A 13,341-nucleotide genomic window follows, 5' to 3' on the forward strand; every position below is an offset into this window, starting at 1 on the left:
CGCGAAAGACTCGATCGCGCATGCCCGGCGCGCAAAGCATCCGCCTGCCAGCGTCGTATGTGGTGCAAAGTGAGCTGATCAACCGTCGTTAGCCCGTCGACAAGCGAGTGAAGATCGTTGCGATAAGCCTTGACCGTGTTCTCACTGCGACCCTTGGTGAATGTGAGGAAGTCTAGATAGTCCTCAATGATGCCGTCCCACTGCGCCGATACGGCCGGTTCGTTATCCGGCGCAGCATCATTCCGGTCTTTACTGGAACCAGTATCGGGTGAATTCGGTGTTCCGGCCATGTGTATCGAGTATAGGTGCCGAGACACGATCCCACCGAGGACCTGGAATTAGACCGAGTACGCGATTACACCGAGGACGCAGCAGTGTCACGTTGCCAGAGGTTCCCGGTCCGGCTAATTAGTCCCTTGTCTCTCAGTTCACACAAGATCGTCATGGTCTGAACCAAGGGCAGACCGGACGACGCGGCGATGGCGGCTGCGTCAGATCTCTTACCGCTTACCGCATCAAACACGCGCAACGACGGTCGATCGAGTCGCTGGACGTCCGTCGCTGGATAATTCATTTCCAACTGGGCATCGCTGTCCACGGTTCCTAAGGGACTCAGTGATTCGATAAGGTCCGCCCCGCTTTCAATCAACTCGGCGCGACCTTCGCGGATGAGTCGGTGGCAGCCGTGGGATGATCGTGATGTCACTGCTCCGGGTACTGCGAAAACCTGCTTGCCCATCGTTTCGGCCCAGCTCACGGTATTGAGCGCGCCAGAGCGATAACCTGCCTCGATAACCACAACCCCTTGCCCCAAGGCCGCTGATAGTCGGTTTCTGGTCAGGAATCGATGCCGGGCCGGACGCGTGCCCGGGGGATACTCCGTGATCACCGCTCCTTCGCGAGCGATGTCATTGAACTCAGTTCTATGGGCTGCGGGATAAGTGACGTCAATGCCGTGAGCAACGATGGCAACAGTGGAATGACCGACGCGGAGGGCTGCACGGTGCGCGCTAATGTCGATACCGAAGGCGCCTCCCGAGACCACTGTCCATCCGTGAGTAGCGCACTCCGCGCCGATATCTGCGGCGACCGCATTCCCGTACCGTGTGGCAGCACGTGTGCCAACAACAGTAATCGCTTTCTCCGTCAAGGCCCGAGCATTCCCACCTTTCACCCATAACCCGTGCGGAGGGATCGCATCATTATGATGGGATTTCGCCCCATCGGCGATGCGGGAAACGTGAAAAGATTCGGCAAGTACTGGGCCGGGCCATGCGTCGTCATCGGGTGTAATAAAACGCCCTCCGACGGAGGCTGCGGAATGAAGGTCGGCCAGCGGTTGGAACCATTCATATCGCGACTCGGTGGCACTCAACACCTTGGGCGGAAGACTCGGATCACGACGAATGATCCGTACAGCAGCAGAAACCGGATCCGATTCCCCACTTTCCCAAATCAGAGCCAAAAGATGCGCATTCGGGCCCTCCACAACGCGATTGAGATAAGCCCACGCCTGATGCCGCGCCGTAAAATCTGGCGCGTCCTTAAAAATGGCCGAATGAACCAAAGAGGGCGCTGCTTTATTCGACCCGCTTCCCTTAATTGCTCGCCCGCTCTCACAATCATCTGCCTGACCTGCGTTACAGGTACCGTTATCGCCCAATGTTGTCTACCCCCTCATGTAAAGACTGTGCTTCATCAAAATGGTCGAGCGTCACGTGAGAAAGCTCGAACCCCTCGTCTATCCCCGACGAACCCTCGTCACTACTATCAGCCGCCCCTGCCTCAAGATCCGCAATGGTGAACGCAACCCGACACAGCCGATCAACCCCTCGCTGAGTGACCGCATCCGTTCGTAATAAATAGTCGACGTAACTGGCCACCATCGGGACGGTGCTTAACCACTCGCGGATCCATTTTCCTGGGACGCGGGAGTTCGTGATCGGCCCTAACCCGGCGGACTCCCATCGTCGCCGAGCACGCATGTGGGCCTGACATACTCGAAGTCGTATCGCTTCTGACGATTCACTACGACGCACCGACGACACCATGGATCCCTTCGGTGCCGTCGTCACAGCAAGATCGATTCTGTCCAATAGTGGACCTGATAATCCGGACACATATGTCGAGCGAACGCGACCTGTACACCGACATTCCTGAGGCGTTGCTGCACCACAGGGACACGGATTTGCGGCCATAATCAGTTGAAAATTCGATGGATACACGACGGAAAAACGGTTGCGCGAAATCCGCACATAGCCCTGCTCAAGTGGCGTGCGTAGAGCATCGAGGACGCGAGCCTTCATCTCCCCCACCTCGTCAAGAAACAACACACCGTGATGCGCCCGACTGATCGCGCCCGGCCGCGGACGCCCCGAACCCCCACCAATAAGACCGGCGACTGAGATCGAATAATGCGGATCCACAAACGGAGGACGAGTGACCACGTCGGTCATCGTCTCTGACGACAACGAATGAATCGCCGTCACTTCAAGGCATTCCTGTTCACTTAAAGGCGGGAGGATTGTGGGTACACGCGCGGCCAACATTGATTTCCCCGACCCAGGTGGGCCGATGAGAAGCATGTGATGGCCACCGGCAGCTGCAATTTCGATACCACGCCGGGCTAGTTCTTGACCGAAAACCTCCGACATGTCCAGAGTCTCGTCGTGACTGGTCGCAGACGATACGCGGTGATGCTCACAGCGAATACACGCGTGCTGCACAGCCTCTGAGATCAACGCCGATTGATCACCCGTCATCGGTTGTCCCGTGCACACCCACGCCCATGCAGCGCGCAGTGAGGTGACAGCCCACACCGAAATACCCGCAACCAAGGAGGCTTCCGCTGCGTTCGCCACGGGAACAACAGCAGCCGTCATTCCCTGGTCACGCGCTGCGATCACGGCGGGGAGCACACCAGCAACAGGACGGACATCACCGTTCAGTCCCAGTTCGCCGATAAAAACCGTCGAATCAAGCCGAGCTTTTATATCTCGGTCACGTGTCTTCGAGCCACGCGATCCATTCGCAGACCTGCTGGCATTCGAGGCTAAAACCGCGATCACCAGAGCAAGGTCATAGCCGGATCCGTTCTTTGGTAACGACGCAGGCGAAAGGCTGACCACGATCTTCGTTTTTGGCCACTCGAGGCCGGAGTTTCTCGCCGCTGATCGGATGCGGTCGCGCGCCTCTGATACCGCTGTATCCCCCAGGCCAACAACGTTCATTCCGGGTAAGCCCGGACCAGAATCCGCCTCAATGGAAATAGGGATTCCAGATACCCCTTGAAGGGCCACTGAGTAGGTCCGCCCGACGGTCATCACGCCACCTCTTCAAAGTGCTCGAGCGAACAACGCCATGGCAGTCCGTCGCTAGGGGGATGAACTGCAATGTCGATCAAATCGATACGGATGAACTGGGGATGGATGTCGGGGTGGGCGGTTAGCCACTGGCTCATTCCCCGGCGGAGGGTCTGCTGCTTCTTGCGCGTTATGGCCTCAACTCCTCCACCGAAGAATTGAGTTCGACGCGTTTTGACCTCGACGACGGCGCAGACCGTCGGTGAGTTGGCCGCGCTGCTGTTCGTTGTGGCGACGATGTCCAACTCGCCACCGCGAAAGCGCCAGTTCCTGTCGACGATGACGAACCCTTGGCGGACAAGCCATTCGGCTGCGCGATCTTCGCCCCACCGGCCTAAAAGCTGAGTGGAACAACTCCCTACAAACGCCGACACGTAATCGTCGTCAAGACAAAGCTGTGTCTGTTTACTACCGTCAGTCCCCACCGCGACCCCCCTACTACTGATGTCAGTCATATCCGTGTGGGCAATAGCTTCTCATAAAAATCCCCAGCGACGTCGGCATTCGGTGTGAACACCATCCGTCGCTGGGGATAACTTCCGGCCTGGGGATAACTAGGTAACAAGCACACTATGTAGAGCACACAACGTGCTACTGGCCCTATGTGTGCTCTGAGCACGTGGGCACAAAAGCACTAAAAAGAACTCTAAAAAGGGGCTCGAACGAAAGCGCTCTGAAAACGCTCTCTCGATTCTCGCTAGCGCGAATCGACCTAATCCGGAAGCTGGATATCCGGCTTATCTAGCTCCTCGATATTGACGTCTTTGAAGGTGATAACTCGCACGTACTTAACAAAACGAGCGGGCCGGTACATGTCCCACACCCAGGCATCCGACATCCGAACTTCGAAATAGACTTCCCCGTTCGAATTATTAGGTATGAGCTCCACCGCATTAGCTAAATAAAACCGACGTTCCGTTTCCACGACATACGAAAACTGGCTTACCACGTCGCGGTATTCGCGATACATGGATAATTCGACGTCGGCCTCGAAATTTTCAAGATCCTCAGCACTCACTGAAACTCAATCCTCCACAGCAGATCCGGATATACGACATAATGTACGTCAATTCAATAAAGGTCAGACGATCAGATCGAATGATGAGCACGGTACGCACCTACCGCCTCGGCCACGTTCCGATAAGTGTAACGATGCTCGGGCGTCCCGCCGTGGAGGCGCACCGCGTCAATATGTTGAGCAGTCCCGTAGCCCTTGTGCTTCTCCAGACCGTACCCGGGGTAGCGCTCCGCAAGGTCACACATGTAACGGTCACGAGTAACTTTCGCCAAGACGCTTGCGGCCGCGATACACCGGGCAGCCGAATCCCCACCGATGATGGGAAGATGCGGTTGCGTCAGCCCATCGACTCGCATGGCGTCGGTAAGAACATAGTGTGGGCGCTGGTCTAAAGCACCCACGGCACGGCGCATTCCAGCGATATTCATGGCTTGGATCCCATATTTATCGATATCTGCAGCTGGAATAAGAATGACTGACCATGATTCCGCGGAATCCTTAATAATCGGGAACAGTTTTTCTCTCATTGTGGGAGAAAGTTTCTTAGAATCAGTCAGCTTATCCAGGGGATGAATGGGCTTTGCCGGTAATATGCACGCAGCTATGGCCATCGGACCACAACACGCTCCCCGACCTGCCTCATCCACACCGGCGACGGGACCTAACCCGGCTTTGGCCAGTGCATGCTCATATGTCCGGGCTTGTGGCATACGACGAATTCGCGTGGCCTGAATGGTCAACCGCGCACCAGCATGCTTGGTACCAGCATGTTTACTCGTTTCTACACATGCTCTCACCTGGTTAAAAGTACGCGAATGCCCGTCAACCAGCAGAGCACGCCCCGACGTTGTCAGCACAACCGATCCCCTACGACTGAATCTGAGGATGCTTCACAGTACCTATCCGATTGAACGGCAGAATGCGAGCATCAACGCGACCAATCACATTATCCACCGGAACAGTTCCTTGATATTGATCCCCCATATGGAACCGCGAATCTCTCGAATTGGTGCGGTTATCCCCCATGACCCAGAGATAATCCTTGGGAACTTTCACGGGCCCAAAGTATTCGCCCCCACAGGCAATCGAGCCACCTTTGGTATCGACGCTCCGGGAGGGCGGGTTCATGATATACGAATTATCAATGTCCTTCCCGTTAACTTTGACCCCTTTATCGCCAGGTAAGCATTCCACTGTCTGCCCACCGGTTGCTATGACACGCTTAACAAGATCATTTTCGTCTGGTGCCACGAGTCCGATATACGACCCTAAGTTTTGAAAACCACGGACAATCCGATTACTCGATCGACTCGTTGTGTACGCATTATCCCAGGACTCGGGACCTTTAAATACCACCACGTCGCCGGGCTTGGGGTCTTTAAAGTCATACACCATTTTATTGACGAAAATTCGGTCATTATTGCAGTCCGTACATCCATGAAGCGTGGGCTCCATAGACTCAGAAGGAATGACATAAACCCGCCCCACCACTGCTTGAAAAGCGATGGTCGCTATCAGCGCAATCGCAATAATGATGGGGACATCGATATACCACGGACGCTCAGAACGAGGTGACTGTTTCTTCGAGTCCTCGCTTTTCGACGGAGCAGCAGCACGCGTGGCACGACGTTCTGCCGGGGGGTTGGGACGTTCTGTCCTACGGTGTGAAGGCCTATTGCCGACGCTGCCACCACGAGAATTCTGCCGTTCACGCAGCGCTCTGCTGTCATGTCTAACCGAGGTCCGTGATGGCTGACGCCGAACTCGTCGCCCATCAGGTGACGGGCGGTCAATGTTCTTCCCCCTCGACGCACGTAAACGCTCAGGGCTCGTACGGGGGCGCCAGCCCGATGGGTTAGTTTCGGTCACAGGCCGTCATAGTACCAGCAGAATTCAGCAAAACATGATGTCTCCACCGCGATGGCAGATCGCAGTGGGATAACACCTCCGCAGTGGACACCGCCTATGACGTCGCGAACAAGACCGCCGGAACACACGGAACGGCAACATCCCGGCCCAACGCGTTCTTCGCGTAGGCAATCACACGCGGATTCGTCGTGTACGAGAGGTGATCGCCGTAGTCCTTGTTGCATCCGTCTTGCGTCACAATGTTGCTGACATCAACGTCTTTGCCCGATTCGGCAGCCGTCGTGAATTGTGCATGGCTCGTCGGCGTGACCACTAAATCAGCGTGGGACGAAATGGACACATACTTGACGCCAGGAACCTCGATGTCGCTCATTTCGTGGGTCATGAAATCTGAACCAGTCAACAGATCATTCGACGCCGGTCCACCCAGTTTGCCGACGACGGTGCTGATCGGTAATTGAGCGGCGTCGAGCTCTTGATAAAGGTGGTTAACGCCGAGCAGCGTCGTGCCTTTGAGGACACCGCCGAGGGTGATGACCTTGCCGATGCCCTTGCCCTCTTTGCGCTTGGTGTACGCAGCTGCCATCGACCCGCCTTCGGAGTAACCGATGATGTCGACATCGCTGCCCCCGAGGTTATCGCGAATTGCATCGATCTTGGCGGTGACTTCATCCACGCTATCCGCCATCGGGTTAAGGCCATTCAGTCCAGGGACTAGCCCGGGTGCCGTCGCGGTTTCGGCCGTCATGGGCCGAGGGTCACCGTAATTGAAGCCATAGACACAGAAACCTGCAGCTGCCAGTTCCGGAGCCATCCGGGCATACGTCGAATAGAAATTCGAGTTCAAACCGTGAAGCAAAACAATGGGATTCTCGCCGGGACGCGGCGTACATTCCACATTTGCGCCCTGCGGGGCAAGAGCCGGATTGGCCATACCCAGCAATGTCGCCTGAACAAAACTGTCTTCTTTTGGTCCATGGCCGACGGTTTCAGCCCACGGAACATCCTTCGCCGCGGGAAGATCAACCTGCGTCGTGATGGGCTTGGCCGAAGCCTGTGGTTCGGTGCCGACCGCACCTGTCATTCCGGCAATAGCAGTAGCGGCAGCAAGGACACACGCGGCCACTTTCTTCGTCGACGAGTGAAGCGATGAGAGCATTCTGAGCCTTTCACACAACCTTGCACTCGACTCGACGTGACCAGAGTTCATTCACCGCGACTGAGTGCAACCTGTATTCGATCCAGTAAAAAGAAGGTTTCAACAGATCTCGATGACAACACTGCAGTAGTTGCTCGCAGTCATTCGAGAGGGGAACTGAAGAACCAACATTGAAACTACCTACGGAACCGTAGAAAAAGGGCTACGCAACGAAAATTACCCCCGTTTAAGGTGGGAACACCCCCGCTATGTCGATGGTTCCTACGTAAACGGCGTGATTGGCGCCCACATATTCGTGAGAGGCCTTGTGGCGTACTTAAGGATTAATGGGTCAGTTCTCAAGGTTTTACGGCAAAAATGTGCCCGCGTGCCGGAAAACTGCGGGGCAATATCGGGGTCGGTTGTGAAAACTGTGGGGGAATATGGGCGAAAAATGGCCGAAAATTGGCCATATACCTCCGCACTTTTATTTCGGGGCGCGTATTCCCCGCACTTTTCGGGCTCTAGATGGGCTCCAGGTGTAGCTTTTCCCGCAGTTTTCCGTCTACCGGCTCCTTCTTCTGTGCATCGGTGCTTCGCGCGCCAAAATTGGGTTCTCCCTGGCCTAATACGAGGCTAATACGACAAAAGTTGGCATAGAAAAAGACCAATGCGATTTGCCTGAGCACTCACATTGGTCTTCCTTGTTAAACCACCAAGGTGGTTAACGACGGATAGTCGATTAACGACGTTCCTTGATCTTGGCTGCCTTACCACGCAGGTTACGCAGGTAGTACAGCTTGGCGCGGCGAACGTCACCGCGGGTAAGAACCTCGATGTGGTCGATGTTCGGTGTGTGAACCGGGAAGGTACGCTCCACACCGATGCCGAACGACACCTTGCGGACGGTGAAGGTCTCACGGACGCCGGAGCCCTGGCGACGGATAACAACGCCACGGAACACCTGGATACGGGACTTCTGTCCCTCGATAACCTTCACGTGGACATCAACGGTATCGCCGGAGCGGAACTCCGGGATATCGTCGCGCAGCGATGCAGCATCAACCTTGTCAAGAATGTTCATAAATACGATCCTTCGTGGTCGGAGCAGAGGAACCTAGCGGCACTTCCCTGGAGGGCGCTCGGCCGGTTCGTACCCAGTACATTTTCACTGTCGAGTCACGCAGAATGCTCCGGGACAGCGTTGCAGCATCCCAGCACCAACGTCGATTATTACAACGACGGCTTTCGCTTGCACTCGGCGAAACAGACAACCTCGAAATTATTGCACTACAGCAGCAATTTCTCCAACTCCGCCGACGCAACCGGCGTGTCGGGTGAAACTTGAGTCAGAGGATCCCGACGTCGGCTCCCGGTTACTTGCCAAACCCGGCGCGACGAAGAGCGTCGGCCATGGAACCACCCTGCTCACGTCGATTGCTCGATCCTCGGCGACCTCCCTGATGAGACTTGCGACCACCATGATTGGGCTTGCGTGAACCCTGGCCACGTCGATGAGAGGCATGATCGCGCCCATCTCGACGGTCCTCGCGATGTTCACCTTGCCGGCGTTGGCCCTTGTCCCCCGGCTCGTCGGTTAACCGAAGGGACAAACCAATTCGCTGCCGATCTGTATCCACGTCCATGACTTTGACGCGAACGACCTGGCCGGACTTCACAACATCGTGCGGATCCGACACAAAGCGGTCGCTCATCGCCGACACATGGACGAGCCCGTCCTGGTGGACTCCGATATCAACGAAGGCACCAAAGGCGGCAACATTCGTGACCGTGCCTTCAAGCACCATCCCGGGAGTGAGATCAGAAACCTTTTCTATGCCCTCTTTGAACGTCGCGGTCCGGAACTCCGGACGCGGATCGCGGCCCGGTTTATCGAGTTCAGCGATGATATCGGTCACCGTCGGAATGCCCACAGCCCCTTGGGCAAACTGAGCAGGATCGAGCCCACTGAGTACGCGGGAATTGCCCATGAGGTGGTCCACGTCCAGCCCAGTCGCATCCGAAATTGTCGACACAACGCCGTACGACTCCGGGTGTACTGCCGACGCGTCGAGCGGCTGCGAACCTCCACGGATACGCAAGAAACCTGCGCACTGCTCGAATGCCTTCGGCCCCAGGCGTGGGACCTTCGTCAAGGTTTTGCGCGAATCGAAAGCACCGTTGTCTTCGCGATACGCCACAATGTTCTCGGCGATGGTCGGCGTCACGCCGGCCACCCGGGTCAACAGCGGAGCCGATGCGGTGTTCAAATCAACGCCCACCGCGTTAACCGCATCCTCCACCACAGCGTTCAGAGCATCGGTCAAGGATGACTGGTTGACGTCATGCTGGTATTGCCCAACACCAATCGATTTCGGATCTACCTTGACCAACTCGGCTAAAGGATCTTGTAGACGGCGGGCAATCGACACCGCCCCACGCAGGGAAACGTCCAGATCAGGGCACTCTTTACTCGCTAGTTCCGACGCCGAATAGACGGAGGCGCCCGACTCTGACACCACCACGGGGGTCGGGGCGTCGCCGCCCAGCTCCTTCACCCTGGCCGCCACCTCTCGGGAGAGTCTCTCTGTCTCGCGGCTGGCGGTTCCGTTACCGATAGCCATCAGGGCAACATGGTGGCGAGCGCACATCGTCGCCAATTCATCGATAGCCGCGGACCACCTGTTCTGTGGCTGATGGGGGTACACGATCGTCGTATCCAGCACTTTTCCGGTGTCATCAACCACCGCAACTTTCACGCCATTGCGGTACCCGGGATCGAGACCGATCGTCACTTTCTGGCCAGCAGGCGCAGCGAGCAGGACGTCGTGGAGGTTCTTCGCAAAGACCTCTACCGCCGTTGCCTCGGCCTTCTCCTTCGCCCTCATGCGGGCATCCAAGCTCGCTGAGACGCTCAGTTTCGTCCGCCAACCCCACTGAATCGCTTTCTCAATCCAGTCCGCGGCGGGACCATCGTGGTCAATAGCGCTCCCCAGGTCCGCATCGTCGGCAATGAGGCCAACATAGGGAGCGTCGTCACCGGGATCGATCGAGAGAGAAATGATCCCCTCACGTTCACCACGCAACAAAGCCAACACGCGGTGCGACGGCACATCCGAGAGCTGCTCCGCGAAGTCGAAATAATCCCGATAGGTAGCCCCCTCCTGCTCCTTGCCCTCCACCACGTGAGCCTCGAGGGCGCCAGAATCCCACACCCTATCGCGAATATGGCCGACGAGATCCGCGTTCGTCGCTAAGCGGTCAACGAAAATAGCGCGGGCACCCTCCAGCGCCGCCTTCGTGTCCTCAAACCCCTCGGTTGTGTAGGACTGCGCGGCCGATTCCGGGTCCAGCGTGGCGTCGGCAAGTAAGGAATCAAGGAGCGGTTCAAGACCAGCTTCCCGCGCCTTATCTGCCTTCGTCTTGCGGCGCTTCTTATACGGCAGATACAGATCCTCTAAGCGGGCCTTCGTGTCGCACTGCTGGATGAGCTCCCGCAACTCGTCGGTCAGCTTGCCCTGGCTATCAATTGCTTCGAGAATCGTCTGCTTGCGATCCTCGAGCTCCCGCAGATAGGTCAAGCGCTCCGACAAGGTGCGGAGCTGGGCGTCATCGAGACCGCCCGTCATTTCCTTGCGGTAGCGGGCAATGAACGGAACCGTATTACCTTGGTCCAGCAAGTCAACAGTCGTGCGGACTTGTTGCTCGGTAACACCTAATTCATGAGCGAGGGTCTGAATAATCACCCGACCGATGGTAGCCGTTGCGCTCTAGCCACTCACCGTCAGCATGGCTCAGAAGCCCTGCAGCCCGGCAGCGCTCAATCAAATCTGGCCGACGTTGGGCCGTGATTTCTAAGGCACGCTCGCGATTCCACTGATCGACCTTCGCGTGATCGCCCGACAGCAAAATATCGGGGACATCCCGACCGCGCCACGACCGTGGCTTCGTGTACCTCGGCCCCTCCAGCAACCCCTCAGAGAACGAATCCTCCTCGTGGCTGCGACGGTTACCAAGAACACCCGGGATCAGACGAACAATCGCTTCCGCCATGACCAGCACAGCAACTTCACCGCCGACCAAAACATAGTCGCCGATCGACACTTCCTGAACGCGATAATGACCGCGGGCGTCGTCGAAAACCCGCTGGTCAATGCCCTCATAACGGCCGCAGGCGAAAACCAGGTGATCTTCCTGGGCTAACTCATGCGCTAACTCCTGAGTGAATGGAGTACCTGTCGGGGTTGGTACGACGAGTACCGGCGTCGACGAAGCGGTGTGGCCAGAATGACCAGACTGACCAGAGTGGCCAGTTTCGACGACCTGAACCGACGAACCGCTGACGTCATCAGATGAATCGAGGAGGTCATCATGCCTCGGTTGGCGACGGTGACGCTCAGCCGTGACAAGGTCCGCGGACTCAGCGATGGGGCCAGTGCCCTGGGCGACGTCGTCAAGCGCGCTCCCCCACACGTCGGGCTTCATCACCATGCCCGGGCCGCCACCATAGGGTGAGTCGTCGACGGACTTGTGAACCCCCGACGCCCACTGCCGAAGATCATGAACGCCGACGCTGATGATCCCCTGCTCGATTGCTTTACCCAGCAAGGCGTGCCGCAAGGGCTCCATGTAGGCGGGAAAGATGGTGATGACATCAAGCCGCAGGTGGTGAGGCACGGTCGTTTCCTTATCCATCCTGTCCTCCTACGGTAGGTCCAACAATCCCTCGGGCGGGGTGACAACAATGGCCTCATTGTCGATATCGACGATCGGCACAATGGCCTGGACAAATGGAATGAGGACCGTCCGCGGCGCACCATCGGACGCTGTATCAGCGGACTCTATCTCCACTTCCAGCAAGCGCTGGGCAGGGCCGCGCAACACATTCTTGACAATTCCGATGTCCTCGGGCTCTGGTTGAGCCCCCTCATAGGCTCGCGCGTGCGCTTCCTCCGCACTCACTGGACCCACGGTGAGGACGTGAAGCCCTTCCAATTCGAAGTCATAAAACTCATCGCCGGAGTGGTCGATAACCGGCTCCGCAACGAAACGCACTCCCCGCAAAGACTCGGCGGCGTTGCGATCCGGAATTTCCTCCGCCTTCATGATGATTCTGCCTTGGTGCCCCCGAACCGACGCCACGGTCAGCGTAAAAGGCTCCTGAGATCCGCCATTCCGACGCTGGCGCCCACCTACGGGCATGGCCTTGACGACGCTTCCCACCGCGAAGCGCCCCTCGGGGTCATCCGTGGTTGGCTCGACGACGAATTCTCCCCGGACCCCATGTGGCTTGACGACGCGACCGATCTGTACGTAATTGGGATCGTCCGCGGAATTATCATGCTTGGTCACGACGTCATTATCACAAAATCATGGCCGCGGAGCGAATACGTTAACGAATCTCTATCCGGGTATCACGGTCGAGGCTGCGCAGAATCGTGCGAAGTGCCTCGGCGTGACGGCCTTTGCGCCCGATCACCATGGCGCGATCGTCGGGGTGGACGTAAACGATGAGCACGTGCTGCCGGCCCCGGTAAGTCGTCCGTACGGTCACGTCGTCGGGGTGAGGAACAATACCCCGGACAAGGTGGAGAACAATTTTTTCTTCCGACGACGTCACCTCTGATGTGGTGCGGCGGAGATCGGAGGGAGATGCATTCGTCATAGCTGCCACTATAGTTCCTACGGCCCCGAGGAACTGGAGCAAAACAAAACCCGGTGCGCAGAGTCACTCTGCACACCGGGTAAGCACAAGCTAGACGTTATGAGGCACAGCCCCACAGAACGTGAAACTACTCAGCTGATTCTTCCTCAGCCTTGTCTTCAGCAGCTTCCTCAGCTTCGGCTTCTTTAGCCGCTGCTTCTTCAGCAGCCTTCTTCGCAGCCTTGCGCTTTTCGGTGATGGCCTCCAAGGTCGGGCCATTGTTCGCCTCAGCAAGAGCCTCGTTGAAGAG

General features: G+C 57.1%; 13 protein-coding genes and 1 pseudogene. All 14 read right to left on the minus strand.

Features of this window, described 5'->3' with window-relative positions:
• Nucleotides 1-290 (minus strand): site-specific integrase (locus Q3981_RS08475; RefSeq protein WP_303125256.1); only part of this gene is annotated, 290 nt, incomplete at its 3' end.
• Nucleotides 291-355: 65 nt separating this feature from the next.
• Nucleotides 356-1,663: a DNA-processing protein DprA gene (gene dprA, locus Q3981_RS08480; RefSeq protein ID WP_303125257.1), complete on the minus strand. Its 1,308-nt coding sequence runs from the start codon at nucleotides 1,661-1,663 to the stop codon at nucleotides 356-358.
• On the minus strand, nucleotides 1,653-3,323 hold the full coding sequence (locus Q3981_RS08485) for a YifB family Mg chelatase-like AAA ATPase (RefSeq protein WP_303125263.1): 1,671 nt from the start codon (nucleotides 3,321-3,323) through the stop codon (nucleotides 1,653-1,655). The genes dprA and Q3981_RS08485 overlap by 11 nt, the downstream gene beginning before the upstream one ends.
• Nucleotides 3,323-3,787: a YraN family protein gene (locus tag Q3981_RS08490; RefSeq protein WP_303125258.1), complete on the minus strand. Its 465-nt coding sequence runs from the start codon at nucleotides 3,785-3,787 to the stop codon at nucleotides 3,323-3,325. The genes Q3981_RS08485 and Q3981_RS08490 overlap by 1 nt, the downstream gene beginning before the upstream one ends.
• A gap of 287 nt (nucleotides 3,788-4,074) precedes the next feature.
• The gene (locus Q3981_RS08495) at nucleotides 4,075-4,380 is read right to left on the minus strand and encodes a DUF2469 domain-containing protein (RefSeq protein ID WP_012731807.1); all 306 of its coding nucleotides are present in this window, start codon (nucleotides 4,378-4,380) and stop codon (nucleotides 4,075-4,077) included.
• Between the two features lie 71 nt (nucleotides 4,381-4,451).
• Nucleotides 4,452-5,090: a ribonuclease HII gene (locus Q3981_RS08500; RefSeq protein ID WP_303125264.1), complete on the minus strand. Its 639-nt coding sequence runs from the start codon at nucleotides 5,088-5,090 to the stop codon at nucleotides 4,452-4,454.
• 157 nt (nucleotides 5,091-5,247) lie between these two features.
• On the minus strand, nucleotides 5,248-6,096 hold the full coding sequence (gene lepB, locus Q3981_RS08505) for a signal peptidase I (RefSeq protein WP_303125266.1): 849 nt from the start codon (nucleotides 6,094-6,096) through the stop codon (nucleotides 5,248-5,250).
• Between the two features lie 247 nt (nucleotides 6,097-6,343).
• Entirely contained in the window at nucleotides 6,344-7,408 is a 1,065-nt protein-coding gene (locus Q3981_RS08510) for a triacylglycerol lipase (RefSeq protein WP_303125259.1), read from the minus strand.
• Nucleotides 7,409-8,129: 721 nt separating this feature from the next.
• The gene (gene rplS / locus Q3981_RS08515) at nucleotides 8,130-8,471 is read right to left on the minus strand and encodes a 50S ribosomal protein L19 (RefSeq protein ID WP_012731811.1); all 342 of its coding nucleotides are present in this window, start codon (nucleotides 8,469-8,471) and stop codon (nucleotides 8,130-8,132) included.
• A 292-nt stretch (nucleotides 8,472-8,763) separates the two neighbouring features.
• Nucleotides 8,764-11,133, minus strand: a complete 2,370-nt coding sequence (locus Q3981_RS08520) for a Tex family protein (RefSeq protein WP_303125260.1) — start codon at nucleotides 11,131-11,133, stop codon at nucleotides 8,764-8,766.
• Nucleotides 11,108-12,052 (minus strand): tRNA (guanosine(37)-N1)-methyltransferase TrmD, encoded by a 945-nt coding sequence (gene trmD / locus Q3981_RS08525; protein ID WP_303125268.1) that lies wholly within the window; start codon nucleotides 12,050-12,052, stop codon nucleotides 11,108-11,110. The genes Q3981_RS08520 and trmD overlap by 26 nt, the downstream gene beginning before the upstream one ends.
• 39 nt (nucleotides 12,053-12,091) lie before the next feature.
• Complete coding sequence (locus tag Q3981_RS08530; RefSeq protein WP_012731814.1) at nucleotides 12,092-12,739, minus strand: ribosome maturation factor RimM; 648 nt, start codon at nucleotides 12,737-12,739, stop codon at nucleotides 12,092-12,094.
• Between the two features lie 40 nt (nucleotides 12,740-12,779).
• Nucleotides 12,780-13,052: a KH domain-containing protein gene (locus Q3981_RS08535; RefSeq protein ID WP_052292482.1), complete on the minus strand. Its 273-nt coding sequence runs from the start codon at nucleotides 13,050-13,052 to the stop codon at nucleotides 12,780-12,782.
• 127 nt (nucleotides 13,053-13,179) lie between these two features.
• Nucleotides 13,180-13,341 (minus strand): annotated as a pseudogene (locus Q3981_RS08540) (30S ribosomal protein S16); the annotation flags it as partial.

Origin of the sequence: Corynebacterium sp., from assembly GCF_030530965.1 — a bacterium.
GTDB lineage: Bacteria > Actinomycetota > Actinomycetes > Mycobacteriales > Mycobacteriaceae > Corynebacterium.

Coding starts and splice junctions, on each gene's coding strand:
- Q3981_RS08485 (WP_303125263.1), bottom strand. CDS start 3,323: ATGACCGTCGGGCGGACCTACTCAGTGGCCCTTCAAGGGGTATCTGGA.
- Q3981_RS08500 (WP_303125264.1), bottom strand. CDS start 5,090: ATGCCACAAGCCCGGACATATGAGCATGCACTGGCCAAAGCCGGGTTA.
- Q3981_RS08510 (WP_303125259.1), bottom strand. CDS start 7,408: ATGCTCTCATCGCTTCACTCGTCGACGAAGAAAGTGGCCGCGTGTGTC.
- rplS (WP_012731811.1), bottom strand. CDS start 8,471: ATGAACATTCTTGACAAGGTTGATGCTGCATCGCTGCGCGACGATATC.
- Q3981_RS08535 (WP_052292482.1), bottom strand. CDS start 13,052: ATGACGAATGCATCTCCCTCCGATCTCCGCCGCACCACATCAGAGGTG.